24 protein-coding genes and 2 riboswitches are annotated in these 26,267 nt (G+C 34.5%); of the genes, 14 read left to right on the top strand and 10 right to left on the bottom strand.

Features of this window, described 5'->3' with window-relative positions; all coding sequences use genetic code 11:
• The first annotated feature begins 24 nt into the window (after positions 1-24).
• Positions 25-801, top strand: coding sequence for an HAD family hydrolase (locus NBE98_RS02225; protein ID WP_250812028.1), 777 nt, complete (start codon positions 25-27; stop codon positions 799-801).
• A gap of 61 nt (positions 802-862) precedes the next feature.
• Here the strand turns inward: NBE98_RS02225 and NBE98_RS02230 are convergent, their stop codons facing one another.
• From NBE98_RS02230 to NBE98_RS02240, 3 genes are read right to left on the bottom strand one after another with little or no spacing between them, the layout of a single operon-like run.
• Positions 863-1,543, bottom strand: a complete 681-nt coding sequence (locus NBE98_RS02230; RefSeq protein ID WP_250812030.1) for an ABC transporter ATP-binding protein — start codon at positions 1,541-1,543, stop codon at positions 863-865.
• On the bottom strand, positions 1,536-2,693 hold the full coding sequence (locus NBE98_RS02235) for an ABC transporter permease (RefSeq protein ID WP_250812031.1): 1,158 nt from the start codon (positions 2,691-2,693) through the stop codon (positions 1,536-1,538). The genes NBE98_RS02230 and NBE98_RS02235 overlap by 8 nt, the downstream gene beginning before the upstream one ends.
• Positions 2,690-3,340: a cobalamin B12-binding domain-containing protein gene (locus NBE98_RS02240; RefSeq protein ID WP_250812045.1), complete on the bottom strand. Its 651-nt coding sequence runs from the start codon at positions 3,338-3,340 to the stop codon at positions 2,690-2,692. Before NBE98_RS02240 ends, NBE98_RS02235 begins: the two co-directional genes overlap by 4 nt.
• A gap of 187 nt (positions 3,341-3,527) precedes the next feature.
• Between NBE98_RS02240 and NBE98_RS02245 the strand changes: the two genes are divergently transcribed.
• The 11 genes from NBE98_RS02245 to NBE98_RS02295 all read left to right on the top strand — a co-directional run bounded on the left by NBE98_RS02245 (position 3,528) and on the right by NBE98_RS02295 (position 14,459).
• Positions 3,528-4,424 carry a helix-turn-helix domain-containing protein gene (locus tag NBE98_RS02245; RefSeq protein WP_250812048.1) on the top strand — a complete coding sequence of 299 codons (897 nt, stop codon included), beginning with the start codon at positions 3,528-3,530 and terminating at the stop codon, positions 4,422-4,424.
• Positions 4,425-4,532: 108 nt separating this feature from the next.
• Positions 4,533-5,345 carry a purine-nucleoside phosphorylase gene (locus NBE98_RS02250; protein WP_250817441.1) on the top strand — a complete coding sequence of 271 codons (813 nt, stop codon included), beginning with the start codon at positions 4,533-4,535 and terminating at the stop codon, positions 5,343-5,345.
• A gap of 60 nt (positions 5,346-5,405) precedes the next feature.
• Complete coding sequence (locus tag NBE98_RS02255) at positions 5,406-5,834, top strand: hypothetical protein (RefSeq protein WP_250812052.1); 429 nt, start codon at positions 5,406-5,408, stop codon at positions 5,832-5,834.
• 88 nt (positions 5,835-5,922) lie between these two features.
• A complete protein-coding gene (locus NBE98_RS02260) occupies positions 5,923-6,918 on the top strand; it encodes a YhdH/YhfP family quinone oxidoreductase (protein ID WP_250812053.1) in 996 nt (331 codons plus the stop codon).
• Between the two features lie 67 nt (positions 6,919-6,985).
• Entirely contained in the window at positions 6,986-8,437 is a 1,452-nt protein-coding gene (locus NBE98_RS02265) for an MDR family MFS transporter (protein ID WP_250812056.1), read from the top strand.
• 116 nt (positions 8,438-8,553) lie between these two features.
• Entirely contained in the window at positions 8,554-9,498 is a 945-nt protein-coding gene (locus NBE98_RS02270; protein WP_250812058.1) for an SHOCT domain-containing protein, read from the top strand.
• A 133-nt stretch (positions 9,499-9,631) separates the two neighbouring features.
• The gene (locus tag NBE98_RS02275; protein ID WP_250812060.1) at positions 9,632-10,537 is read left to right on the top strand and encodes an AraC family transcriptional regulator; all 906 of its coding nucleotides are present in this window, start codon (positions 9,632-9,634) and stop codon (positions 10,535-10,537) included.
• A gap of 13 nt (positions 10,538-10,550) precedes the next feature.
• Positions 10,551-11,762 carry an MFS transporter gene (locus NBE98_RS02280; protein ID WP_250812066.1) on the top strand — a complete coding sequence of 404 codons (1,212 nt, stop codon included), beginning with the start codon at positions 10,551-10,553 and terminating at the stop codon, positions 11,760-11,762.
• 168 nt (positions 11,763-11,930) lie between these two features.
• Positions 11,931-12,019, top strand: a riboswitch (cyclic di-GMP riboswitch).
• A 117-nt stretch (positions 12,020-12,136) separates the two neighbouring features.
• Entirely contained in the window at positions 12,137-12,928 is a 792-nt protein-coding gene (locus tag NBE98_RS02285) for a helix-turn-helix domain-containing protein (RefSeq protein ID WP_250812075.1), read from the top strand.
• 191 nt (positions 12,929-13,119) lie between these two features.
• Entirely contained in the window at positions 13,120-13,761 is a 642-nt protein-coding gene (locus tag NBE98_RS02290) for a uracil-DNA glycosylase (RefSeq protein ID WP_250812080.1), read from the top strand.
• Positions 13,762-13,844: 83 nt separating this feature from the next.
• On the top strand, positions 13,845-14,459 hold the full coding sequence (locus NBE98_RS02295) for a hypothetical protein (RefSeq protein WP_250812093.1): 615 nt from the start codon (positions 13,845-13,847) through the stop codon (positions 14,457-14,459).
• 51 nt (positions 14,460-14,510) lie between these two features.
• Here NBE98_RS02295 and sstT read toward each other — a convergent pair whose 3' ends face one another.
• Positions 14,511-15,749, bottom strand: a complete 1,239-nt coding sequence (sstT, locus tag NBE98_RS02300; RefSeq protein WP_250812107.1) for a serine/threonine transporter SstT — start codon at positions 15,747-15,749, stop codon at positions 14,511-14,513.
• A 759-nt stretch (positions 15,750-16,508) separates the two neighbouring features.
• On the opposite strand from sstT, the gene abc-f reads away from it, so the two are divergent.
• Together abc-f and NBE98_RS02310 are read left to right on the top strand one after the other, a co-directional pair.
• A complete protein-coding gene (abc-f, locus tag NBE98_RS02305) occupies positions 16,509-18,437 on the top strand; it encodes a ribosomal protection-like ABC-F family protein (protein ID WP_250812111.1) in 1,929 nt (642 codons plus the stop codon).
• 87 nt (positions 18,438-18,524) lie between these two features.
• Positions 18,525-18,612: riboswitch (cyclic di-GMP riboswitch) on the top strand.
• A gap of 130 nt (positions 18,613-18,742) precedes the next feature.
• Positions 18,743-20,032, top strand: a complete 1,290-nt coding sequence (locus NBE98_RS02310) for a hypothetical protein (RefSeq protein ID WP_250812112.1) — start codon at positions 18,743-18,745, stop codon at positions 20,030-20,032.
• 73 nt (positions 20,033-20,105) lie between these two features.
• Here NBE98_RS02310 and NBE98_RS02315 read toward each other — a convergent pair whose 3' ends face one another.
• From NBE98_RS02315 to NBE98_RS02340, 6 genes are read right to left on the bottom strand one after another with little or no spacing between them, the layout of a single operon-like run.
• Entirely contained in the window at positions 20,106-20,861 is a 756-nt protein-coding gene (locus NBE98_RS02315; protein ID WP_250812118.1) for an endo alpha-1,4 polygalactosaminidase, read from the bottom strand.
• On the bottom strand, positions 20,858-22,699 hold the full coding sequence (locus NBE98_RS02320) for an HD-GYP domain-containing protein (RefSeq protein WP_250812125.1): 1,842 nt from the start codon (positions 22,697-22,699) through the stop codon (positions 20,858-20,860). Before NBE98_RS02320 ends, NBE98_RS02315 begins: the two co-directional genes overlap by 4 nt.
• Complete coding sequence (locus NBE98_RS02325; protein ID WP_250812128.1) at positions 22,686-23,105, bottom strand: DUF2304 domain-containing protein; 420 nt, start codon at positions 23,103-23,105, stop codon at positions 22,686-22,688. Before NBE98_RS02325 ends, NBE98_RS02320 begins: the two co-directional genes overlap by 14 nt.
• The gene (locus tag NBE98_RS02330) at positions 23,098-23,823 is read right to left on the bottom strand and encodes a glycosyltransferase family 2 protein (RefSeq protein ID WP_250812135.1); all 726 of its coding nucleotides are present in this window, start codon (positions 23,821-23,823) and stop codon (positions 23,098-23,100) included. The genes NBE98_RS02325 and NBE98_RS02330 overlap by 8 nt, the downstream gene beginning before the upstream one ends.
• A gap of 14 nt (positions 23,824-23,837) precedes the next feature.
• Positions 23,838-25,388 (bottom strand): murein biosynthesis integral membrane protein MurJ, encoded by a 1,551-nt coding sequence (gene murJ, locus NBE98_RS02335; protein WP_250812140.1) that lies wholly within the window; start codon positions 25,386-25,388, stop codon positions 23,838-23,840.
• Between the two features lie 21 nt (positions 25,389-25,409).
• A complete protein-coding gene (locus NBE98_RS02340) occupies positions 25,410-26,258 on the bottom strand; it encodes an XrtA system polysaccharide deacetylase (RefSeq protein ID WP_250812148.1) in 849 nt (282 codons plus the stop codon).
• Positions 26,259-26,267 lie beyond the last annotated feature (9 nt).

Below are 26,267 nucleotides of genomic sequence, written 5' to 3' on the forward strand. Positions count from 1 at the left end.
AACTTTATAACTGGGGGGATATAAATGAGAAAATTATTTGTAACTGACTTAGATGGAACACTGCTTGGAGAGAATAAGACGATAACAAAAGATAATTATAGGCAGATCGAAAAGCTTAAGGCTTCAAAGCATTGCTTTGCTATAGCTACAGGACGAGGCTACGATCTTGTTGAAGGTATAATAAAACAGTATCCTATGGATGTTGATTATTTTATATTGCACAATGGTGCTCTTATAGCAGACAAGCATGGGAAGATAATTAAACATGAATTTATATCTTTTAAAATTGTAAAAGCCATTATTGAAGGGTTTTATAATGAAGATTGGAAAATACATCTTGGAACTGGCTTTAAGAGTTTTAGATTTGGAGATGAAGGTAAAATAGCTAATCCTTACGGCGTAGAGATCGCTACTGTTGAGGAAATAGAAAATGAGAAAATATCAATGCTCGGTTTTAGCTACAAAAAGAATGATATTATTTATGTAGATAATGTATGCAGAGAAATAAATAGTAAATTTGGCTATGATGTAGTTGCCTATAGAAATGTTAACTATATAGACATAGTACCTAAGGGCTGCTCTAAAGGCGATGGTGTAGAATATGTGAAGCAAAGGGAAGAAATAAAGCAGATAAATACCTTTGCTATAGGAGATTCCTGGAATGATGTCACTATGTTCGATTCTGTTGAGCATTCATTTACTTTTAATAAAGTGGAGAAAGAGCTTAAAACCAAAGCAAGATATATAGTTGATTCTGTAGCTGAATGTATTGAAAAATATGTTTTAGAGAATGCTTCATAAAAATAAAAAAGACATTTTGCTAAGCTGCATTGTATAGCAGCAGGCAAAATGTCTTTTTTATTTATATATCCATGCTTATTCTTCCATCTTTTATCTCAACAATTCTGTCGGCTTTTTCAGCTATTCTTCTATCGTGGGTTATAACCACAAAGGTTGTATTAAATCTCTTATTTATATCTCTCATAAGATTATAAATATTTTCAGTAGATTCAGAGTCTAGGTTTCCTGTAGGTTCATCTGCAAGGATTATTTTAGGATTATTCATTAATGCCCTCGCTATGGCTGTTCTTTGCTGCTGACCGCCAGACATATTTGTTGCAAGGTTATTTTTTACTTTCGCAAGACCTACAAGGTCTAGAAGCTCATTAGCTCTATCTATGGTCTCCTTTGATGGTCTTGGTGAATAAATTCTATTGGGCATCAACACATTTTCTAGTGCAGTGAACTCAGGGAGAAGATAGTGAAATTGAAATATGAAGCCTATAGTCTGATTTCTAAGGTCAGCAAGCTGGTTTTTCTTCATAGTATCAGTTCTCTTGCCAGCTATAAAAATTTCTCCATCAGTTGGCTTATCTAAAGTTCCCATTATATTTAAAAGTGTGCTTTTACCGCTTCCGGAGGCCCCTATTATAGAATTAAAGGTACCTTCTTCAAAGGATAGGTTAACATTGCGAAGTACTTGGGTTTTTATTAAAGTTCCATAGGTCTTGTTTATATTTTTTAAGCTTATTATATTAGCCATTTTTAATCACCTCTATCGGATTCAGTCTTGAAGAACGTCTTGCTGGAATCAAAGCTGCTAAGGTTGCAGAAGCAAGTGCAATCAATGCAGAAAGAGCAATAAAGTTATAGTCTATATATAAACTAACTACTGGAGTTCCGTCTGGGTTTAATGCAAACTTTGTAAACATCAAGCTTAAAGAAAGTCCAAGTAATACGCCAAGTACTGCACCTAAAATTCCAAGCAGAAGTCCTTCAAAGAGGAAAATCAAACTTGCTGTTCTATCCTTTATACCCATAGCCTTAAGAATTCCAATTTGTCTTGATTTTTGAACTACTGTTATGGCAAGCACGCTAGCTATTCCAAGCACAACAGCAACTAATACAAATACTTGAATCATTATGCTGGAAACACTTTGTCCATTCAGACCGCTGAGAAGTTCTGCATTTTGAGCCTTCCAGTTATCCACCTTAACATTATCAGGCATTACTGCTGCTAATTCATCTGCAATAATATCAGCCTTGAAAATATCCTTAACCTGCATTTCTACTCCAGTAGCTTTATTGTCTAGAGAGAATAATCCTTGGGAAGTTTCGAGGGTTGTTAACATCCAAGACTTATTAATAGAGGCAACCTTGAGGTCATAAAAGCCTGTTACAGTTAATTTTTTAGGCTGTCCTGAGTTTGCTAGTATTTCAAGCTCATCACCAAGCTTAAGGTTAAGTTCCTTTTGAAGCTCCTTGCCTATAATAACTTCATTAATCTCTTTTGGCTCGCTGCCTTCATAAAGCCTATCTTTAATATTGTAAATTTTATCTGAAGCATCTAGATCCATCCCTCTAACTAAGACTGAATAAGTTTTGCTGTCATCTTTTATAAGTGCAGGTCCGTCAGCAGTAATAGAAAGATTTATAATTCCAGTGTCTAAAGCGTTTATTTTGTCTTTAATGTTTTTATAATTTTCGATAGTTTTGTCATTAGTATTTGAACTTATGGTTATCTGAGAGGAGTTCCCTATGGTTTTATTTATTAGGCTTTTTTGAAGACCTTGTATAAGAGAGCCTATAAATATTTGCACAGATACCCCAACAGCAATTCCAAGTGCGATTAGTGCAGTTTGTCCTTTGCTGGATTTTAAGAAACGAACTGCTATTTTAAATGGTAATATCATTGTCCATCCTCCTCCGCAAGCTTTTTTATATCCTCAAAGGAATGAAGATACATATCTGCTCCAATTTCCTTGTGTGAATGTTCCTTATGCTTAAAAGCGCTGCCTCCAACTAATATTTTAATTTTCGGGTCAGCCTCTCGTATCTTTTCAATGGCCTTACGAGCAGCAATTAAGCTGTAAGGATTTGAAACGCTTATAGCTATATAGTCAAGCTTGATATTTTGTAAAGCTTCTAAAAATTCTTCTTTAGGAGTATTGCTTCCTACAAAAGTGGCATTATAACCTAAAAGAGTGAAAAAATCTGTTATCATCCTTGCTCCTATTTCGTGATATTCCTCTGAAGGGCAAACCACTGCTATCTTTTTATTAATGTTGAGCTTATAGCTTTCATCTCTCTCCTTAATTACATAAGGGTAGCAGTTTTCAATAATAGTTCTTATAATAGAGCTTCTAACATGCTCCCTCCATATAAAGGCTTTATCAGTTTTATTTTGAACCATGCTGTTTAAAGAAGGAGCTAATATCTCTGTGTAAAGAGTTATTATATCTATTTCGTTATTCTTTAGTTTTGGTAAAATAAAATTTAATAAAGCGTTTCTGTTTTCAGTTTCAATGGTTTTCATAAATTCATTGTAATAGTGATGCATAAATAATCTCCTTTCAACTAATTTAATTAGATAATTTATATTTTTATAGGATAATAATTATTATGTAGTTATAATATAATAATATATCACTCTTTGTAATAAATCAACTATCTATTCTAAAAAATATTGAAAATATTCACGAGATGTGATATTTTGTTTTCAAGATATATACAAAAGGAGTAAAAATATGAGCAAAGAACTATCAAATCGTATTAAGGAGCTTAGAAAGAAAAATAAATATACACAAAAAGAACTTGCGGAGCTGCTTGAGGTAGGGCAAACTACTATAGCAAACTATGAGAAGGGGCTAAGGGTTCCTGATGCTGAGAAATTAAATAAGATAGCAGATTTATTTCAGGTCACTTTAGATTATCTTTTGGGAAGAGATGAAAATAAGCAGAATTTAAATAAAGAAGTTAAGCCAAATAGTATGGCATTTAAATCTATTGATGAAGTTTATAAAGTTTTCCTAGAAAACCTCTTGAAAGGATATCGAGAAGAAGCAAGAAGTTCTATTCTTGATCTTTATGAAGAAGGTATCAACATTGGGCAGATATATTTTGATATATTGGAGAAAGCGTTAAAAGAAGTAGGAGCTCTTTGGGAACAAGGTGTTATCGATGTTTGGAAGGAGCATCTTATATCTGAGGCAATATTAGATATTATGAGAGAGCTTAGGGTGAAGGAGAAGAGCATATATGGAAGAGTCCATTCACTGATTGCTTTGACTCCAGTACCTGAGATGCACAATATTGGACTTAAGATGATTGCAGATATGCTGGAGCTTGAGGGGTGGCATGTGGTTTATTTAGGTTCCAGTGTTCCCGCTATAAGCCTTATTAAAGCTATAGAGGCAGAAGAACCAGATTTGGTTGCTATTTCGGTCACTTTACCTTATCATATAGAAGCTGCAAAGCATACTATAGCAGCGATTAAAAATTATTTTAGGCAAAAGTCACCCAATATAATAATTGGCGGGGCAGCATTTGCAAATTGCAGGAATGTATGTGAGGAAACAGGGGCAAATTATTATGGAATAAATCTTGAAGATATTAAAGCTGCAGTCAGAAAAGATAGTAAGTAGTAAGAATTGAGATGTGTAGACCAAAATATAAATTTACTGTATTATTGGTTTAGACGAAAATATTATGTGCAGTATTGCTAAGAAAGTGAGAGGATAAAAATGAACAATATGTATGATAAAGTAATGGAATCAGTAAGATATATTGAGGAAAAGATTAACTTAAAACCTGAAATTGGTGTTATTCTTGGATCAGGACTTGGCAATCTAACAGATACGCTTGAAAACAAGCAATACTTAGATTATAAGGATATACCAAACTTCCCGCAATCTACAGTAAAAGGTCACCAGGGAAGGCTTGTTTTTGGACTTTTAAATGGAGTGAAGGTACTCTTTATGCAGGGCAGATTCCACTATTACGAAGGTTATAGTATGAAGGAAGTTACCTATCCTGTATATGTAATGAAAATGCTTGGTATTAAAAATCTTATAGTAACTAACGCCTGTGGAGGAATAAACACAAGCTTCGAACCTGGAACTCTAATGCTTATTAACGACTTTATAAATCTTATGGGAACTAATCCTTTGATAGGTGAAAATGACGAAAGATTTGGCCCAAGATTCCCTGACATGTCAGAGCCTTATGACCTTAAGTTAATAGAGAAGGCAAGAGATGCAGCTTCAGAGCTTGGAATTGACTGCAAGGAAGGTGTTTACGCAGGCTTTATGGGACCCTACTACGAAACTGCCTCAGAAATTGTTATGATTGGGAGAATGGGAGCAGATGCAGTAGGTATGTCTACAGTTCCGGAAACCATAGTAGCTAATTATTTAGGTATGAAGGTGCTTGGAATAGCATGTATAACTAATATGGCTACAGGAATACAAACCGTAAAGCACTCTCATGAGAGAGTAGTAGAAATAGCACAAAAAGCTTCTGTAAAGTTATGCAGTTTGGTTACTAAAATTATAGAAACTATTTAAAATATAGTTTTAGGGTAAAGAGGTTTAACAGAGCTGAAGAATTGAAATAGGAGGATATATATGTACATAGTTTTTGGCAATGAAGTAATGGAAAGTAAGGAAATGAAGGAAAAGATCGAATCTGAATCTGAGTTTAAAGTTGTTAAAGATATGAGCAAGGGCTCTAAGAGGGAAGATGTTTTAGCTTATAATTTAAGTATAAGTGTTGATGTTTTATATGAAATCATTCAAGAAGATCAGGATTTAGATGAAATGGCTGAAGCAGAGCTTACTGAAGATGATCTTTTTGACGAGTATCTTACTGTGGCAGAAGAGCTTGCAACAGATTTTGAGGAGATTTTGCCTGATGAAGCTATATTTGACATAAGAGCTTACAAATGGGATAAATCTGATAATGATATAAAATTAGTCATAGCAATAGCTCATGAAGAACTAGGAGAGGCTAAGCTTTCAAATGTTATGAAGACACTTTTAAAGCAAATCGAATAGGCAGAACGGATTTATTTTAAATAGTGCTAACTCATAGTGGCATTGTTTCATTTTATAAGGTAAATTGCAGAAAGGAATGCAGCATAAGATGAGAGATAAATTTAAAGCAATGGTAGTAAGTGAAATTGAAGGCAAGTATGTAAGAGAGATTAAAGAAAGAGAAATTTCCGGGCTTCCTGAAGGTGATGTTCTGATAAATGTTAAATACTCTTCCTTAAATTATAAGGATGCTCTTTCAGCTACAGGAAACAAGGGGGTTACTAGAAAATATCCACATACCCCTGGTATAGATGCTGCCGGAGTAGTGGAAGAGAGCAATTGCGAAGAGTTTAAAGCTGGAGATGAGGTTATAGTAACAGGCTATGACTTAGGAATGAATACTTCCGGAGGTTTTAGCGAGTATATTAGAGTTCCTAAAGAGTGGATTGTGAAGCTGCCTAAGGGGCTTTCACTTATGGAAAGCATGATATATGGTACTGCAGGGTTTACTGCAGCTTTATCTGTTTATAAGCTAATACAGTCTGGTGTTAAAAAGGAAGCTGGAGAAGTATTAGTAACTGGGGCAACAGGTGGAGTAGGAAGCCTTGCTGTAAGCATGCTTCATAAGCTTGGCTATAGTGTTGTTGCCGGAACAGGCAAAGCTGAGGCTAAGGATATGCTTTTAAAGACAGGAGCCAGGGATATAATCTTAAGAGAAGAGCTTGATGATAAATTAGGAAAAGCTTTATTAAAAACCAGATGGGCTGGAGTTATAGATACTGTTGGTGGAAATATTTTAGCTACGGCTCTTAAAACTACTAACTATGGCGGTAGTGTAACAAGCTGTGGTAATGCAGCATCACATGAGTTTTCTACCACAGTTTTTCCTTTTATTCTTAGAGGAGTTAATCTTTTAGGGGTAGATTCTGTTCAGTGTCCAATGGACTTAAGGTTAAAGCTTTGGGGTTTGATGGCCTCTGAGTGGAAGCCAGAAAATCTTGGACTTAATGTTGAGGAAGTAGCCCTTGAAGGCTTAGAGGATAAAATTAAGGAGATCTTAGAAGGAAAAATCATAGGAAGAACTCTTGTAAATATTAGTTTATAAGATTAATACCTGACCATATAAATTTGGTCAGGTATTATATGAATATACTGAGGAAGAGGTTTAATTAATGGACTTAAGAAAAAGAAATATAGTAATTTCACTTATGGTAGCAATGTTTTTAGGAGCGGTTGAGGGAACTGTTGTAACTACTGCGATTCCTACAATAGTAAAAGCTTTAAGCGGGTTTGAGCTTATAAGCTGGGTTTTCTCTGTATACTTATTAACCTCAGCTATTTCAACTCCTATATATGGAAAACTATCAGATTTATTTGGAAGAAAAAATATACTTTCAATAGGAATAATAATATTCTTAACAGGAAGTTTTTTATGCGGTATATCCGGAAATATGTATCAGCTAATAATTTTCCGTGCTATACAAGGACTTGGAGCAGGAGCAATATTTACTGTAACCTATACTATAGTTGGAGACATCTTTACTCTTTCAGAAAGGGCAAAGGTACAGGGTTGGTTAAGTACGGTATGGGGCGTAGCAAGTCTTGCTGGTCCTTTCCTTGGAGGTTTTTTAATAGAGCACTTGTCTTGGAATTGGATTTTCTTTATTAACCTTCCTTTTGGAATATTATCAATAGTGCTTTTACAGAAAAACTTAGACGAGCATACAGAAAAGAAAAAAGTCAAAATTGACTTTGCAGGAACCATTGTATTGTCTGCCTCTATACTAATATTTTTGTATGGGACAATGTCAAAAGGAGAAGACAGCAGTCTATTTTCTCCTAAGACTATAGGAGCCTCAATAGGTGCACTTATACTGCTCATTATTTTTTATTTTATAGAGAAAAAAGCTTCAGAACCAATAATTCCAGTTGAAATTTTTACAAGGATAAATATTATAGTTAATATAATAAGCTTTTTTATTGCTGCGGTTTTAATTGGCGTAGATGTATATATGCCTTTATATATGCAAAATGTTTTAGGCTTTAGCCCAACTATATCAGGGCTTTCAATGGCGCCTATGTCTATAGCATGGACAATATCTGGAGTGATTTTAGCAAAGGCTATACCGTTATACGGCGAAAAAACGGTAATTGGATTATCAGTTTTCATTACTTTATTAAGCTGTGTACTTTTAGTTACATTGTCAGTAGGCTCATCTATAGTCTTAGTTATAGTTTACGCCTCTATCATGGGCTTTGGATTTGGTGGAGCTTTTACCACGTTAACCATAGTGGTGCAATCCTCTGTGGGTTACAGTATAAGAGGAGCAGCTACTGCAACTAATGCGCTTGTAAGAACTATAGGACAGACTATAGGAGTAAGTATTTTAGGAAGTGTGATAAATTTAAGCATAGTTAAATACTTTAATGATATAGGCATAAAGGGGATTAAACCGGATGATTTATATTCTTCAACTGCTGTAAGCAGTAGTTTATCCCTAGAACAAATCAGAGGCTCTGTATTTTCGGGAGTTCATATAGTGTTTCTCATATTAGCTTCTGCCGCTTTGATTTGTTTGCTGTTGTCCTTTACGTTATCTAATAACTTAAAAGAAGAAGCTTAAAAGGAGCTTGATCCCAATGCAAAAAAGTAGCGGGGTCAGGCCTTTTTATATTGAAGGATTTAAATATTGTTTGTCGAATATAATTGGTTATACACTATATATAGGAGATGAACTTGATGGCTAGTGGACAAAATAGTACCTTAGAGCTAGTAATAGTAAATGCACTTAGAATACCAGGAGTAAAAGTAGATAGAACAGAGTTTTTAACAAAAACCTTTAGTAATTATGCTGAGCCATCACGACTTGGCAAGATTATAGAACTCGGGCCTGTAAATGCAGGTATTGATGTTAAAACTATTAATAGTGAAGCAAAAGCGCTTATAGATAAAAGAACTCTTCAAAGTTCAGGGGTTTCCTTCGCAGCAGGGCTGCCAGGAGGCTTTGCAATGGCTGCCTCTATACCTGCTGATACGATGCAGTTTTTTGGTACAGCTCTACGCATAGCTCAAGAGCTTGCTTATTTGTATGGATTTAAGGATTTATGGGAAAATGGAGCTATAGATGATAAAGCAGTTAGAAATGAACTTATAATTTTTATAGGTGTTATGTTTGGGGTAAGCGGTTCAGCTGCTGCACTTAGGGTAATATCTGCAAATATGTCGAAGCAAATTCTTAAAAAGCTGCCTCAAAAGACATTAACAAAAACAGTTTCCTACCCTATTATTAAAAAAATTGCAGCTCTTCTTGGGGTTAAGCTTACAAAGGATACCTTCGCAAAAGGATTATCTAAGGCAATTCCTATAATTGGAGGAGTTGTTTCTGCTGGCATGACCTATGCATCAATGAAACCAATGGGTGAGCGTTTAAGAAAAACCTTAATTGAATCAGTAAGCAGTTATAGCCAATCAGATTATAATAGAGACTTAGGTGAAGTAGGAGTAGATTTAGATAATTACATAGATGTAGAATATGAAGAAGCTTCAGAACAAAAGGAGGCTAGAACAAACATTACTAGCATGGCAGATGAAATAATGAAGCTAAAACAACTTTTAGACCTTGGAGCAATAACTTCTGAAGAGTTTGAAAAACTAAAAGCAAATTTGTTAAACTCTAGACTTTAATGAAAAGAGAATGTGTCTTAAATAACTTTAAGAGCATTCTCTTTTTATGTTTTAAAAATCATGACAAATTTGGAACAGTAAAATTGAGCCTTAAATGATATAATCATGATACATAGATTATAAGAGGGTGGATATGGTGGATTATATACAGCTTATTCAAAATAGTATTGATTATATAGAAGAGAATTTAAAGGAAGAGTTAAGTGTAGATAAGCTTTCTGAGCTAACTGGTTTTTCATCCTACCACTATTATCGTTTGTTCAATGCCTATGTGGGAATGCCTGTAATGCAATATGTGAGAAGGCGAAGGATGCTTCATGGCATAAGTGATGTTGTTAATAAAGGCAAGAAAATAATTGATGTTGCCATGCAATATGGCTTTAATACCCATAGTGGTTTTAGCAAGGCCTTTAATAAAGAATATGGCTGCTCGCCAAGTCAGTATATAGAGAATATAAATGGAAGCATACCAAAGAAAATAGATCTTATGGTGCTGAAAAAATATAACCTTTTGAAAGGGATAGTTATGGAACCCAAAATTACAACCAAGCTTTCTTTTAGGATTGCGGGGTATGAATTTGAAACAAGCTTTGAAAGCCAGAGAAATGAAAGAGAAATTCCAGCCTTTTGGGAACGTTTTGAAATAGAAAACTGGGAAGATAAATTATATGAAGAGGTCAAACCTTCGGTTCATGGAGAATATGCTGTATGCTTCCCACCTAACATGGAAACAGGCAAGTTTCAGTATCTTCTTGGAGTAACCGCAGAAGCTTATGATAGGCCAAGCGAGAATATTATAATTACAGAAATACCTGAGGCTTTGTATGCAGTGTTTACAACACCTCCTGCACCTTATGAAAATAGAGAGTTTTCAAAGGCTATTCAAGGAACCTGGAATTATATAATGTATGAATGGTTTCCTAATTCGGGCTATGAAATAGCACCGGGCAAGCCTGATTTTGAATACTACGATGAAAGATGCCATAATCCTTTAAGTTCTGTTATGGACATATATATTCCAATAGTTAAAAAGCAGTGAAGGGGTTGATTAAATGAGCAAAAAACTATCTCAAACCACAATTTATTTAATATATTCAGGTGCTTCGGCACTTTTCTTTTCTATGGTTTTTACAGTGAGTCAGCTTTATAGAATTGATACTCTACATTTAAATCCCCTTCAGCTTGTACTTGTAGGTACAGTTTTAGAAGCTTCCTGTTTTGTATTTGAGGTACCAACAGGTGTTGTTGCAGACATGAAAAGCAGAAAGCTTTCGGTTATTATAGGGCTTTTATTAATTGGAACAGCATTTATATTAGAAGGCTCTGTGCCGTTATTTGCAGCAGTCATAGTAAGCCAGTTTTTATGGGGACTGGGCTATACCTTTACAAGTGGTGCAGATGAAGCTTGGATAGCAGATGAGCTGGAAGGCAAAAGTTTAGATTGGGTTTATTTAAAAGGAGCTCAAATGAGCCAGTTGGCTTCCTTTATTGGCATACTTTTAAGTACTGTAATAGGTGTAAAGCTTATGAATTTGCCAATTATCATCGGTGGAGTTCTATTTATAATGCTTTCTGTTTTTCTAATGTTCTTTATGAAGGAGGAAAATTTCAAACCCGCTCCTGCAGAAGACAGAAATTCTTGGATGCAAATGAGACATACCTTCATGGAAGGGATTAAATTTATAAAAGGAAGCAAAGTGTTAGTTTTAATGATGTCTATAGCACTTTTGTATGGCCTTTATAGCGAAGGCTTTGACAGATTATGGACAGCGCACCTTCAAAATGATATAGGCTTTCCAAACATAGCAGGAATCAAGCCTATAGTTTGGATTGGAATTATAGATGGCACTGCGATGCTTATAAGCATACTTGCAGTTGAATATATAAAGCGAAGAATGGAGAAAACAGGGGAGCTTGATAGGGTTTGGATACTAACTCTAATTAATATACTTATGGTTGCAGCAGTGATTTTCTTTGGGTTTTCGGGAAATTTTACTTTAGCATTATCCATGTACCTTTTATTCTATATTTTAAGAACTACCAATGGACCAATATACAGTGCTTGGAGAAATAAAAATATAAAATCAGAGGTAAGAGCTACAGTTATATCAACCTATGGGCAGATAGACGCCTTAGGTCAGATTATTGGGGGACCTATTATTGGGTTTATAGCTTTAAAAACCTCAATTTCTGCTGCTATAGTAGTTTCTGGAATCATCTTATCTCCTGTAGTAGTATTGCTTATTATGGAGCGAAAAAAGTAAGAAAATGGAATTTGCTAGTGAATAAGTGCTTTCAGACATATAAGTCTCCAAAAATAGAATAAGTAATTTTAATTATATTATAAAAAACCTTGAATTTGCCAAATTTATATAATATAATTATGAGTGTAAAATAATAGAAATAAAACTTCATAAATCAATTATTTTATATTTGTATAATAGCAAACCCATCGAAAGGTGGAGACGCAAAGCCGTGAGTCTAAAGCAAGATTAATTGCCATGATTGTCAGGTTGCCGTTGATATAGGTTAACTTTTTGAGCTTTACTAGACAGGCACCTTTTTTGCTTGTCTTTTTTTAATAATTAAGTTAACTAAAAACAACTAATGTTTTATTAATTGAGGAGTGTGTGGGGAATTGAATACTAATGAAGTAAAAAAATGTTTAAAGAAAAAGTGGACAAACGAAGAAGTACAAATATTAAAAGATTTTTATAATGTAAAACCTATGGAAGAAATAATAAGACTTTTGCCTGATAGAAGCAGGGAGAGTATTATAAAAAAAGCTAAAGGACTTGGATTAAACTCAGAAAATAAACACTGGTCTGAAGAAGAAGTATCATACCTTGAGGAGAAGTGGGGAGTTATTCCTGTAGAAAATATAGCAAAAAAGCTAGGAAGAACAAAGAATGGAATTTTGCTTAAGGCACACAAAATAGGGCTTAGGGATCAGGTTATTGCAAATGGTGAATACCTTACTCCTAAAAATGTTGCTTCTGTTTTAGGAGTTGGAACGAGGACTATTTATAATTGGATGAACAGAGGTTATGTAAAATATAGAAGGTTAAAGGTTAATTCTGTAAAGAAATATCAGATTACTATCTATAACTTTAAAATATTTTTAGAGGAACATCAAGATAAATGGGATGCGAGAAGTTGCGATCTTAAGTTTATAAATACCTGCTTCATAACTTCACGAGATAAAGGAAGCTGTGAGCTTCCAGAATGGCTTTTAGCAAAGGTAGAGTCAGATAAGCTTAAGAAAGATATGTCGTCTCGAAAAAAGTGGACAACCAAAGAAGAAATGACTCTTAAGTCTATGGTTAACAACGGCAAAACTTATAGAGAAATTGCTACTCTTTTAAATAGAAGCTTTTATTCAGTTCAAGGAAAGATAACGAGCAGGATGAATGGTTTTTTGCAAGTTTAATCAATCAAATAGATTTATAACATATAGTATTTAAATAAATAGTTATATAAGAAGATGCCCATATGTAAAGGACTATTTTATTAGCAAACCTGCTAGTAAAGTAGTCCTTCCAAATTTTCACTCATTGTATAAAACCTTCACTATTAATATAATAATATTTAGTAAACTTAATTCTATAAAGGATTGATTAGATGAGAAACAAATTTGAAGGCTTCATAGAGGAGCTGGCTATGACAGAAGTTACACCTAATGTGTACAACCAGTACTCCTATGAGTATAAGGATAATGAGATTAGAAGAAAGAACTTACTGATTTATCTAAATAAGATGAATAAGATAAAGCCAAAGGTTATGCTTGTAGGAGAGGCACCAGGCTACAGAGGCTGCAGGCTTACAGGAGTTCCTTTTACAAGTGAGCATTTGCTTATGAATAATATGAATGGACTCGACTTATTTGGCAGAGAGGCTGGATACAAACTTGTAGAGGAAAAAGATAAGCTTCTTAAGGAAGCTACAGCAACTATAATATGGGATACTCTTATAAAACATGATATTATGTCACTTGCATGGAACGCATTTCCGTTTCATCCCCACAAGGAAGGCCATGGACAAAGTAATAGAGCGCCTCTAAGCAAAGAGCTGCTTATTGGGGAAAAGCCGCTTTTAAGAATGATTGAAATGTTTAACATAAAGCATGTTGTTGCAGTTGGCAATAAGGCAGAACAGACTCTTAGAAAGCTTAATATAAGCTGTCATAAGGTTAGGCATCCTGCTCAAGGCGGCAAAAATGAATTTATTGAAGGCGTTAAGGCTTTTAAAGCACTATACTTGTAATTTAATTAGGAATTGCTTAATATGGTTTAAAACTTAAATGTTGTATATAATTTAAAGTGAAATCAACAAAGGATGGTGCAAGCATGAGTAAAATAGGTTCAAAAGATGTGCAACAATTCATAAATGATAACCTAAGTGAAGAGTTTTTTAAAAATAACATTCCAAGCCAGATGTCTGCCTTTAGAATACTAGATATTACTGTATCAGTTAATGGAATGGATGAAGAGCTCTACAGACAGCTTCCAGATGCTAAGAAAAAGCAAATGGAAGAAGAAAATAGAGTTGTTGAAAACGAAGAGGATATAAATAAGCTTTACAATATGCTTAGAAAATCCCTTATACCTAGAACTGTTGCTATTATAGATAGAAAGTTAATGGAACATAAGGAAACAGTGATGCCTAAATTGCTAGAGGATTTGAAAAGAAGTGCCAATGATCTATTTATTGAGTCTGCGGCAAGAATTCTTATAAAGGCTGAAGACAATTACTCGAAGGAAATTGCCAATATCCTTCCTCATATAAAATACCCGTATACTCAGGCTGTTGCTTGTTATGTACTGGGAAAGATAGGCAGTGAGGAGCACATAGAGCTTCTATACAATTACTTTAATAAATTTAAAAGAGATTATAGGAATGAAGAATATTTTGAAGGTCCGCTGCTGGGGCTTCATGAGATGAAAAGAAGATTTGAATTTTAATAAAAGTGCCTGACCTCATGGTGAATTTGCCATGAGTCAGGCACTATATTTTTATGCTACATTTTTAATATCAATTTTCTTTCCTTCTTTACGCCATTTTCTAAATTCAGCTGCTGCTGTGAAAAGAACGTCTGTAGAGGAATTAAGAGCAGTTTCGCAGGAATCTTGAATAACACCCACTATAAAGCCTACCCCAACAACCTGCATAGCAACATCATTTTGTATACCAAATAAGCTGCAAGCTAGAGGAATAAGAAGCAGTGAACCACCAGCTACACCTGAAGCACCGCAAGCGCTTATAGCAGAAAGTACGCTTAGTATAATTGCAGTTGGAATATCCACCTTGATGCCAAGGGTGTGAACTGCCGCAAGGGATAAGATAGAAATTGTTACAGCTGCTCCAGCCATATTTATAGTAGCGCCTAGAGGAATTGATACTGAGTAAGTATCTTTGTCTAAGCCTAGTTTTTCACATAATCTCATGTTTACGGGAATATTTGCTGCTGAGCTTCTTGTAAAGAAGGCAGTAATACCGCTTTCCTTTAAACATTTAAATACTAGTGGGAATGGATTTTGACGTATAGTCAAGTAAACTATTAATGGATTTACAACTACAGCTACAAAAATCATAGTACCAACTAGAAGGAGTATTAGTTTTCCATAGCTTAGTAGTGAGCCGATACCGCTAGTAACGATACTGTCAAATACTAGGCCCATAATTCCAAGTGGTGCAAGGTTTATAACCCACATAACCATTTGTGACAGGGCATCTGAAAAATTAGAAATCATTGACTTTGTTGAGTCTGCAGCGTTCTTTAGTGCTAGCCCAAGAAGTACTGCCCAAGATAATATGCCTATATAATTGGCATTGAAAAGTGCTTTAATAGGATTGTCTACAAGATTTAAAAGTAAGGCTTTAAGAACTTCAACTACGCCTCCTGGAGGGGTAACGTCCTTAGCTCCTGCTGCAAGAGTTAAGCTTACAGGGAATATAAAACTTGTAATAACCGCTACAAGTCCTGCTAGAAAGGTTCCTAAAAGATAAAGTACTATAATCGACTTCATGTTGGTTTGCTGACCGCTTTTGTGTTGAGAAATTGCACCCATAACCAAGAATAATACAAGTACAGGAGCGATAGATTTTAGTGCGCCGACGAATAAAGAGCCTAAAATAGTAACAGATTTTGCTTGCTGTGGAACTGTAATTGCTAAGATAATACCGATAATCATACCTATGAGTATTCGTTTTACAAGGCTCATTTGATTCCATTTGTTCAGTAGTTTTCCCATTTCCTTTCCTCCTATTATTAGTTAGTTTAACGCTTATAACTACCATAACTGATTTTACATACTGTTATAGTACAGAATGTAACAGTAGTAGTGCGAGTAATGTTAGTTTATCATGAAAGTTATTCAGTGTGAACAGGAAATTATTAGAATAGAAAATCATATTAGAATTTTATGACAAGTTATCAATGCTTCATGCTGTGCAATAGTTTTTGAATTCTCTTGAGTTTACTAGAAATATAGGTTGATTAAATGAAATTTAAAAAGGTTTAAAGAATACAATATATGAATTTATTTACAAATAATTCTATTGATGCTATAATGAGAAAGTATTAAAATACATAGACGTTGATAATGCCTATGTACTAAAAGGAACAAGGAAGGGGAAAGTAAGTTATGACACCAGCTAATTGCTAATATTAATTTTGATATAAATTAATATGTATTTTGTAATGAGTTAAAATGCCTATTTATTTAGGTTTATTTGCTGTACTCTTTATGGAATAAGGCAATTTAGAAGGTAACTTACTTTACTGAAATTAAATATTATAATTTATAGATTATGCAGGTCATAGTGCAGGTTTTTTGGTGCACTGGATTTGGCTATATTATTTATAACTAAGTTATAATATAACTCGTATTTTCAGACTGTAGGAAGAGCTATCTTCTTACAGTCTTTTTACTTAAAAAAGAATAGTAGTTAATATCTTTTCATGCCTGTCCATGAGTGAGTTATTAGATGGATAAAGGAGAGAATTATTTATGTTTGAATTATCGTTAAATGGTGTAAAAAAATATATGGATGCTACCCTTGTGCTTAAAAATATAAGCTTTCAGGTATATTCAGGAGAGAAAGTAGGTATAGTAGGGGTAAATGGCAGCGGAAAGACCACAGTTCTTAAGTTAATTGCAGGGATAGAGCCTATGAACTACTGGCCTGGTTACCCTCAAACCTCGAGCCCAGGCTATGATGAAGGACTTATCATGAAGCCTAAAGAAGCAACTTGCGCTTATCTTGAACAAATACCTCAGTATCCTGATGGTGAAAAGGTTATTGATGTTTTAAATTTGGCCTTTGAAGAAGCACACAGCATAGAAAAGGAAATGCGCAAGTTAGAAGACAAGATGAAGGCTTTAGAGGGTGGTGAACTTGAGAAAGCCTTAGAGCAGTACAGTAAGCTACTCCAAGCCTATGAGCTTAAGGGCGGATATGATATAGAAGAAAAACTAAGCAGAATTTGCAAGGGTTTAAAGTTTGAAGACAGCTTTTTAAATAAGAATTTTAGCTTACTAAGTGGCGGGGAAAAAACTACAGTAGTGCTTGGAAGGCTTCTTATGGATAATCCTGATATACTGCTTTTGGATGAACCGACAAATCATTTGGATATGGACTCAATGGAGTGGCTTGAAGGGTATCTTAAAAGTTACAAAGGAATTGTAATTATAGTATCCCATGACAGGTATTTTTTAGATAATGTAGTGAATAAAATTGTTGAAATAGAAGATATGGAGGCTCTAACTTATAAGGGAAACTATTCTTCGTATGTTGCTCAAAAGGAAGAAAACTTAAGAATTCAGTTTGAACAGTTTAGAGAGCAGCAAAAAAAGATAAACTCCATGGAAAAAGCCATAAAGGATTTGAGAGACTGGGCTATGAGGGCAGACAACAACAAGTTCTTTAGAAGAGCTGCAAGCATGCAGATAAAGCTCGAAAAAATGGAGAGAATAGATAAGCCTGCTTTTGAGAAGCAGAATATGAAGCTTAATTTAAAAGCTGCACAGAGATCAGGAAATGAGACTATCAAGGCCATAGGACTATGTAAAAGCTACGAAGATAAGGTGATTTTTAAGAATGCTGATTTATTAATTAATTACGGCGAAAGAGTCGGACTAATTGGATCAAATGGATGTGGAAAAACTACGTTCTTAAGAATGCTTTTAGGTGAAGAGATACCTGATGCTGGCGCAGCTGAGTTAGGTGCTAGTGTGATGGCTGCTTATCTGCCTCAAAATATCACCTTTAAAAACGAAGAGCTTACTGTTCTTGAATGCTTTAGGGAGGATATTTTTATACTAGATGGAAAAGCGAGAGAATACTTGTCTAAGTTCATGTTCTTTGGGAACAGTGTGTTTAAGAAAGTAAAGCACCTATCCGGAGGAGAAAAAATTAGACTTAAGCTTGCTAAGCTTTTATATGAAGAGGTAAATTTATTGATACTGGATGAGCCTACTAATCACCTTGATATTGATTCTATTGAAACTATTGAAGAAGCCTTGGAGGATTTCAAAGGAACAATATTTTTCATTTCTCACGATAGATATTTTATCAATAAGATTGGTGAGAGGGTTATTGCTGTAGAGAATAATTGCTTTAAGAGCTACCTTGGAAATTATGATTACTATAAAGGCTTAAAGGAAGAGCTTAAGCAGCAGGAGGTCAAGGAACCCGTAGTAAAGGTAGAGAAAGTTAAGAAGCCTAAGAGTATTGATGAAGCTAAAAAGAAGGAAGCTGAAAAAGCTAAGGCTGAAGCAAAAATTGAAAATCTTGAAAGCGAAATAAATAGCATTGATATGGCTATGGCTGTTCCAGAATTAGATTATGAGGAGCTAAACAAGCTTTACAGTAGAAAAGAAGAACTGAGCAGGGAGCTGGAGGTAGTTATGGAGGCTTGGCTGAAAATTAGCAGTTAATTATAATTTTCAAGCAAATACGACAGGCTGTTAATTATGCACTATTGCTTGGAACACTATATTAATGTAAAATGAAATAAATGAATAACTCGATAATAGTAAAGTTAGCGAAAGCTAATGACACAAAGCTATAGGGACTACGGTGCTTAATGCACTACGTCAGCCAGCTGCCGAAGGTTAGCACTTGTGATGTGTTAAAGTGTAAAATGCTCAGCCTTTGCTGAGCATTTTTTTATTCTTTAAGCTTCATATTTTAACCTAGGCCATAGGGTTTTAATTTAATAGTCTAATCAGGAGGTTAAAATATGAATATTATTAAGCTTAAAAACACAATTGCAAAAGCTTTATGCTTTACAACCGTATTTAGCTTTACTATGTTAAATACAACCTTTATAAACAAGGAAGCAAATACTAACAATACTGTTCTTGCGGCAGAAGAAGCTCAAGTTGTATTTAACGGCTCAGTTTATGATGAAAAAGCTGAGTATTATCAATACTGTTTGAACAAGCTTGGCTATAAGGACTACGACAACATAGCGCTTGACACAGATGGATATTTTGGAGGCAAGTCTCAAAGTGCATTAAATAAATTTCTTAAGGATAACGGCTTTAGTTATTGCACTTCTACAGCCTTGGACAAGTTGATGGCTCTGGCTGAAAGTACAGCTAACAAGCCTTTTAATTCAGGTTTTGTATTGGACAAGAATAAGCTCATGCCTACAGCCTTTATTTATTCAAGCTTATCCAATATAAATAATTCAAAGGATCCTTTTTACTCAATGCAGGTATTAAAGGAGTTCCCTTTTATAATTACAATGAGACCGGATGAAATGTCCTACAAGTCTAAAAGAGTAGCTGAGTATATTAAGGCGAAAACCAAGCTGTTTGGATATGTAAACCTTGGTCCTGATAATCCAACAGCAATTAGAAGTGAATGGAGACAAGCTGATTTAAATAAAGTTAAAACTGAAATAGATTCAATTGCAGCAGCAGGCTGGTACGGAGTTTTTATAGATCAGTTTGGCTACGATTGGAATGAAACTAGAGAGAGACAAAATATAATAGTTGATTACATTCATAGTAAAGGTATGAAGGTTATGGCAAATTCCTGGTTTGTGGATGATTCACTAGGAAATAAAGTGGACAAGATTGCAAACCCAAAGGGATTACCGACTCATCTTAACTCTAATGACTGGTATCTAGTAGAAAGCTTTTTTAGTGACGGAGATTCCTATAGAGCAGACGCCTCTTACATAGAAAAGTATTTAAAGGTTAAGCAGTATAGAGACAAAATGAAGATAAATGTTGCTGCTCTGTCTTATAAGAGAGAGAGTGTGAGCTGGCAGGGGGCTTCTGAAGACATAAAAAATTCCTATATTTTAGCTCAGGTTTTAGGTTTTAACGGCTGGTGGTATGGAAAAACTGATAATGCCGATAATTTGCTTTATGGAAAAGATCCAAACATAAATCTAGGAAGGATTATTAGCCCTCTAAAGCTTAAAACAAATAATTTATATGCTGCAGAAACGGAAAGATATAAAATCGAATATTATGCTGGCAGCGTGCCTTCATTAAAATTAATTCCAAAGAAATAAAAAAGGGGCTGTCTCAAAATATGTTATTTCAGCGGTAATTTTATTCTAAACTATATTTTGAGACAGCCCCTTTTTATTCTATAGAAGTATAGCTTTTAGTTTTATAGAAAAGAACATCGTCTTTAACAGCACTTATATAAGATTCGTTAAAATAATTTTCCTCGTAAAGCAATAGTACTTTTATAGCATAATCTTTTCTTAGAGCCTTTAATTTATCTATTGAAGCTTGAACCCAATCTGAGGTGTCACTAAGCTCAAGCTTAGGGTTTTCTAAGCACAGCCCATCAATAAATTCGAAGGTATAGTTGAGTACTTGGTGCATTCCGTTGTTTTGAATTATTATTATATCCTCAAATAAACCTCTAATAGTATTTAACAGCTTTCTTGCGGAAAGAAGCATATCGTTTCTTAACCCTTCTGGCAAAACAGACCATTCAATATCTCCCAAAGTATCGAGAAATATGCCGTCATAGTTTTCATTTACTATTAGGTTGCCTATATGCTGGATTAGCATTGAACTCCATCTTTTAGACCCTATATTAAGAAGATAGGTTTCAAATTCTTCATTTTTTAAAGGGTTATCATTTACATGTATAAAATCTTCCTGCTTAAGAAGATTAAACATTGGAAAATGTTTAGAAATTTCTATTGCACTTACATAAGCTATCACCAAGGTGCCTTGCTTGTGCATTAAGTCTAAGGTCTCTTTAGTTTGACCTAAGGGCTCTACAATGGCTATATCATGCTTGCTAAGTTCTTCTTCTTTGCCTATGCCGTAATATAGAATATAATCCTTTGCGTTTTTAAATTGCTCTCTTCTACTAATCATTTTAGGTTAGCCCTACTCTTGTATTCAGTATATATAAAGCAGTCTTCACATTCGCCTCCGTGCTCTGAGCAGTTAACATCCTTATGCTCCCAGCAGTTTTGATTTTCGCTTTTATAGGCAGGACACTTAACGCATACGCTTTCTGAAGAACAGCGCATTTCAAAGCATCTTCCCAGAGGGGCTTTGCTGTCTTTGCTTTCTAGTTGTTTTCTTCTAAACCAGTTTATCAATGCATCAACCACCTGAGCATCTAACTGAGTGCCTCTTGCTGTTTTAAGCTGATTTAATGCCTGATCAAAAGGAAGAGCCTTTCTATATTCACGGCTTAATATTTTAGCTAGATAGGTTTGAATAACCGCTATAATTTTAGCGCCTAATGGTATTTCCTCGCCCTTAAGCTGTTCTGGATATCCAAAGCCATCTATGCGCTCATGGTGGTATCTTATGTAGGAAGCAATTCTAGGATTTCCTACTGTAGCTTCAATTATTGATGCACCTGCATCTGCGTGAAGCTTCATCATTTCATATTCTATTTCGTCATACTTGCCCTGCTTGGTTAGTATCTTATCAGACAAGCCTATAACCCCTATATTGCTTAGGTATGCAGCAAGAGCTATCTCTTTAGTAGCTTCCTTTGAAAGCTTAAGCTCTCTGCAGATAATTACAGCATATCGGTACATAAGCTCTGAATAGCCTATGGTATGTTTGCTTAAATTATCAACCAGCTTAGCCAGAGTCTTTAGGACATGGATATAGGAAGCTGATATTTTTTCAAAGCTCTTGTGGTTGTTTAAAATATCCACTATTCTTTGTGATAGAACCTTAAGAGCTGCTATTTGATAATCCTTCATATCTATATTGTCATTGTACCAAAACGCAGCCAAACCATTTCCTTTTTCGGAAGCTACCCTTACAAGCAGAAGCATTTCCATTTCTTCTGCTACAAAGTAAGGTGGTATTTTAAAATAATTTTTATTGCTCTTATTTAAAAATACGTATTGGTTATTAGAAACAAGCTCAAATAACAAGGAATGAGTTTTAGAATCGTTTATTAAATGGGTCTTTATGTTTTCATCTAAGCCAATTATTTCTTCCAATTTATACTGTCCATTCTCCTCTAGAATAAACAGGGAGCCATTGGCATTGATTGACCTCATAGCTACTTCTAAAATAACATTAAGCATGCTTTTTATATCAGTAAAGAAGGAAGAAACATTTTTTACTGCTTTTCTAGAAGAAACAATTAGCTTCATTCTGCTTCTCAAATCCTCTGTCTCTATTAAAGCTGTTAAAACAGGATTCATTTTGCTGCTAATATTATTCAATCTATCCTTATCACTAGAGGAAAGCTTTGAAACAGGCCCAATTGCAAGGAGGCACTTTTTATTTTCAAAAGACACTCCAATTAAGGGGACTTCGCCATATTTAAAGCTATCAATTTCCTTAGGAAGCATATCAACAGGCAAAGTATGAGGCATAAAAAAGCTTTCTTTTTTATAAGGCAAGAGTCCACTGTAAGCAGGGCTTATTTGAGCATTGCCATTAACAGACTGCCTTATAGCCTTTAATAAGTAGGTATTGTTTTTACTGTCATAAATATATAAAGCATAGGAGGGAGCAGCTATTAACGAAGGCAGTATAGAAAGCATTTCTGTTAAGTTTGCTTCAAGGCTGTCATTAAAGTTTAAACTGTTTAACAGCTTTTCTACACTGCTGTCTAAAGCTCTCAATCTCTTAAGCTTTTTTATCTTTATAAAACTAACTGTGCTTATCAAAATTATTATTAAGACTAAAACCAATATCAATATTGATAAGCTTAAACTGTTAAACATAATCATTAGTTTTTATATCCTCCTCATCCTTAGCATTACTAGTTTCTATAATTTCCTTATGTTTTATATTCATCATATTGTCCTGGCATATTTCCTTAACGGCTACATGCTGAGTGAGCTCTCTAAGCTGTGCATTTAAAGTCGATATTTGTACTGAATGCATGAAGCATATTATAAACAATATTAAAGTAGATAACAAGAATAACAAGGAAGGAGGGTAATCTATTCCAACTAAGCTGGATATTTCATCTAGCAATCCTGGAACAAATGAAGCTATTAAAATTACTAATGCTCCAAAAAGCCAGAGCAGAGAAGCTCTTTCACCTATCTTTTTCTTCACAAGAAGCTTAAGTATAATTAAGAAGCAGGATATGCCTAGCAACAAGATAAAAATTCGTAGTATGTTATTCAAGCTCTTCCCTCCTTTGCAGCTTGTGTCTAAGCAGTACAACATTTATACTTAGAAACATTTTAAAAAGATATATTATAGGCTTTAAACCAGAGTGCATGCTTGTACCGTGAATTCTTTTGTTTATCGAAATGGGTATTTCCTTAATTTTATAGCCAAGCTTAAGCATTTGGATAATAATATCTGAGTCAGGATAATCTGCAGGATAATTGCCCATTTTAGAATAAAATTCATAAGCTCTTTGCGAAAGTGCCTTAAAGCCGCAGGTAGGATCTGTTATTTTAACCCCTGTAGAGATAAAGATAATTTTTCTTAAAGCTCTAATGACTATTTTCTTTAAGAGCTCCACCTCCGATTCATCTTGCACAAGAAATCGAGAGCCAGATACGATATCCCAATGATTTTTGCTGATTTCTTCATAGAAATCCTTTATATATTTAGCATTATGCTGTCCATCTCCGTCAAACAAAATTACATATTTATAATTTTGTTTTTTTGCATATTTAAATCCTGTTTGAAGAGCAGCTCCGTAACCCAAATTATAGGGATGAGAAATTATTTTAACTTCTTCACTCATAACCAAGTCCCTTGTTTTGTCTTTTGAGCCGTCATCTACTATAAGCACATCCATATTTAGGCTTTGAGTTTTTATATCTTCTAATACTTTTAATATGTTTTTTTCTTCATTATGAGCAGGAATAATTATTAGTGTATCTGTCATGTTAACCCCTTCCCTTAAAGCAATTTCAAAGCTTTTAAACTAATTGCGTATGAAACTAAAGTAGTTATAACCACAAATGATAAGTAGATGAATTTTATTAAAAAGCTGCTACTTGATAAAAATGTATTCCATATAGTATCTGCTAAAAAACATATTAAAATTGTAGAAACATTAGCTAAAACTAGCTTAGTTATCCTGCTTATGCTTCTATTTAAACTATGCCTTAAGGATAGTTTGCTTATATAAATCATCATTAATGCGTTCACCAGTGAGCTTATGGCTGCTCCATAGCCAAGTCCCTTTATTCCTAGAGTTTTAACTAAATAATTATCTAAAACTATATTGATGCTTGAGGAAAAAATATATATTATAAGAGGTTTTTTAATTTTCTCCTCTGCAAGAAATCTCTTAAGACTTATAGCGGTTATACTTTGTCCTAGTATTACAAACACATAGCTAGAGAAAATTTCAGTGGTTATATTTAAGGAGTTAATATCAAAAGCGCCTCTTAGGAATAACACCTCAACTATTGGCAGCCTTAAGGCATAAAGCATTATTATTATAGGAACAGTTAAAACTAATGCCCACCATAAAGCTTTTTTAAACACAGAGCTTAATTCCTTGGTGTTTCCTTCGCTGCTGTGCTTAGACATGAGAGGAAAAACTACTGTGCCTATAGCCGATACAAACACCCAAATTGGAAATTGAGACAGCCTAAAGGTGTAGCTTAAGGCTGCTACGCTTCCAGCTTGAAGCTGTGAAGCTAAATACCTTTCATAATACAAAACAATTTGAGATATAAATAAAATCAATGAATAGGGCATAAACAACTTAAACAAGCCGAGGTTTAAATTTGTTTTGCTTTTAACATAATCCTCTTTATTTGCTGTCTTTCCCACTATATTAAAGTAAATAAGCAATATCATTGACATAACCGAGAGTAGTACAGAAAAACTTATAATGTATACTCCACTGCTTGTTGGTATTTTAAAAATATAACAATATATAATTCCAATTAAAAAGATTAAGTTAAAAATAACAGGTGCCAGTGAGCTTACTATAAATTTTCCACCTACCTGCATATAGGATACTCCTGTAGATACTAAAGGATAGAGTATTATAGTAGGCAGAAGTATTATAAATAGCTTTATGCTTAGTGCTGTTGTACCAGGTGTAAAGCCTTGAGCAAGAAGTTTTATAACACTGTTTCTAAAGACAAACAATATGAAGGCTAAAGCAAAGGTTATAATAGAAAAAACAAGGTTTGTATCCTTAAACCTTTTAGATAACAAATTTTTATCTTTACTAAGCTGTGCTCTTGTGAAAAAGGGTATGCAGCTTACACCAACGGCGCTGGCAATTAGGTTGTTGCCTATCATGTCCGTAATAAAAAAGGCTAGGGTAAAGGCATCAGACTTTTCAGTAGTGCCTAGGTAAGAAGCCATGAAAATATCCTTGCCTAGTGCTGCAACAGCTAATAACATGTTTATTAGAGTAATGATTACTACCAGGTTTTGTGAAATATCATTCTTAATTTTCAACTTTTGTTTCAGGTTTAGCTTCAAATAAAAAACCCCTTAAGAAAATTATTTTAATTCTATATATGGATAAACTCCATCCTCCACAACCTTTGATAAAGTATCGAATTCAAAGTTTTGTAGAAGATATTCAAGTTTATCTTTGGTTGAACTTAAATTATAGTAATGTGTAAACTTTATATGAGGCGGAACCTTTAGCCTTGGTTGCTTTACATCAAGCTCCCAAGGGTGGGTATAAATCATTCCGGAATTATTTTTGTTAACCTTATTTAAGGCATAATTTATAAAGCTCTTTGGCAGAACCCTGAGATATAAGCCGCCGCAGAAGGGCAGGCAAGCTTTTCCTAAAGGCATAACCGATGGTGGAAACTCAAGAAGGTTTAACCTTTTGCCATTTACCACAGGGTAAAAGGGAGTCCTTGGAGCATTCCTAAAGCCTGAGAGCGGAGTTGTAAAGGGCTGAATGCTTGAGTCGTACTTAAAGCCCAGCTCCTCTAAAACCTCCAAAGCCCACATGGTTTTAGGTACTATAGACCAGGAAGAAGACCTGTATATATTTATTTTCTTTCCCGTCATGTCTTCAAGTATCTCCTTAGAGGCAGCTACATCCTTTTTAAATTCTTCTCTATTTTGAGTAGTAACCATTTTGTGCATGTCGCCGTGAGAACCAATTTCATGTCCCTTGTTTATCAGTTCTCTAACAAGCTCCGGATGTTTTCTTGCCACATAACCTAGAACAAAGAAGGTAGCCTTCACATTATATTTGTCTAATAGCTCAAGGATATCTTTTAATCCATGATGAACTCTGTCTTCATAATTATTCCAAGAGCTCACAGGAAAGTTAAAGTCCATAGTGTGAAACCAATCTTCTACATCAATAGTAAAAACATTTTTCATAATTGTGCA

Origin of the sequence: Clostridium swellfunianum, from assembly GCF_023656515.1 — a bacterium.
GTDB lineage: Bacteria > Bacillota > Clostridia > Clostridiales > Clostridiaceae > Clostridium_AT > Clostridium_AT swellfunianum.

Bases quoted from the DNA above. Each gene is read 5' to 3' on its own strand.
- NBE98_RS02225 (WP_250812028.1), top strand. From the start codon at position 25: ATGAGAAAATTATTTGTAACTGACTTAGATGGAACACTGCTTGGAGAG.
- NBE98_RS02230 (WP_250812030.1), bottom strand. From the start codon at position 1,543: ATGGCTAATATAATAAGCTTAAAAAATATAAACAAGACCTATGGAACT.
- NBE98_RS02235 (WP_250812031.1), bottom strand. From the start codon at position 2,693: ATGATATTACCATTTAAAATAGCAGTTCGTTTCTTAAAATCCAGCAAA.
- NBE98_RS02240 (WP_250812045.1), bottom strand. From the start codon at position 3,340: ATGCATCACTATTACAATGAATTTATGAAAACCATTGAAACTGAAAAC.
- NBE98_RS02245 (WP_250812048.1), top strand. From the start codon at position 3,528: ATGAGCAAAGAACTATCAAATCGTATTAAGGAGCTTAGAAAGAAAAAT.
- NBE98_RS02250 (WP_250817441.1), top strand. From the start codon at position 4,533: ATGTATGATAAAGTAATGGAATCAGTAAGATATATTGAGGAAAAGATT.
- NBE98_RS02255 (WP_250812052.1), top strand. From the start codon at position 5,406: ATGTACATAGTTTTTGGCAATGAAGTAATGGAAAGTAAGGAAATGAAG.
- NBE98_RS02260 (WP_250812053.1), top strand. From the start codon at position 5,923: ATGAGAGATAAATTTAAAGCAATGGTAGTAAGTGAAATTGAAGGCAAG.
- NBE98_RS02265 (WP_250812056.1), top strand. From the start codon at position 6,986: ATGGACTTAAGAAAAAGAAATATAGTAATTTCACTTATGGTAGCAATG.
- NBE98_RS02270 (WP_250812058.1), top strand. From the start codon at position 8,554: ATGGCTAGTGGACAAAATAGTACCTTAGAGCTAGTAATAGTAAATGCA.
- NBE98_RS02275 (WP_250812060.1), top strand. From the start codon at position 9,632: ATGGTGGATTATATACAGCTTATTCAAAATAGTATTGATTATATAGAA.
- NBE98_RS02280 (WP_250812066.1), top strand. From the start codon at position 10,551: ATGAGCAAAAAACTATCTCAAACCACAATTTATTTAATATATTCAGGT.
- NBE98_RS02290 (WP_250812080.1), top strand. From the start codon at position 13,120: ATGAGAAACAAATTTGAAGGCTTCATAGAGGAGCTGGCTATGACAGAA.
- NBE98_RS02295 (WP_250812093.1), top strand. From the start codon at position 13,845: ATGAGTAAAATAGGTTCAAAAGATGTGCAACAATTCATAAATGATAAC.
- sstT (WP_250812107.1), bottom strand. From the start codon at position 15,749: ATGGGAAAACTACTGAACAAATGGAATCAAATGAGCCTTGTAAAACGA.
- abc-f (WP_250812111.1), top strand. From the start codon at position 16,509: ATGTTTGAATTATCGTTAAATGGTGTAAAAAAATATATGGATGCTACC.
- NBE98_RS02310 (WP_250812112.1), top strand. From the start codon at position 18,743: ATGAATATTATTAAGCTTAAAAACACAATTGCAAAAGCTTTATGCTTT.
- NBE98_RS02315 (WP_250812118.1), bottom strand. From the start codon at position 20,861: ATGATTAGTAGAAGAGAGCAATTTAAAAACGCAAAGGATTATATTCTA.
- NBE98_RS02320 (WP_250812125.1), bottom strand. From the start codon at position 22,699: ATGATTATGTTTAACAGTTTAAGCTTATCAATATTGATATTGGTTTTA.
- NBE98_RS02330 (WP_250812135.1), bottom strand. From the start codon at position 23,823: ATGACAGATACACTAATAATTATTCCTGCTCATAATGAAGAAAAAAAC.
- NBE98_RS02340 (WP_250812148.1), bottom strand. From the start codon at position 26,258: ATGAAAAATGTTTTTACTATTGATGTAGAAGATTGGTTTCACACTATG.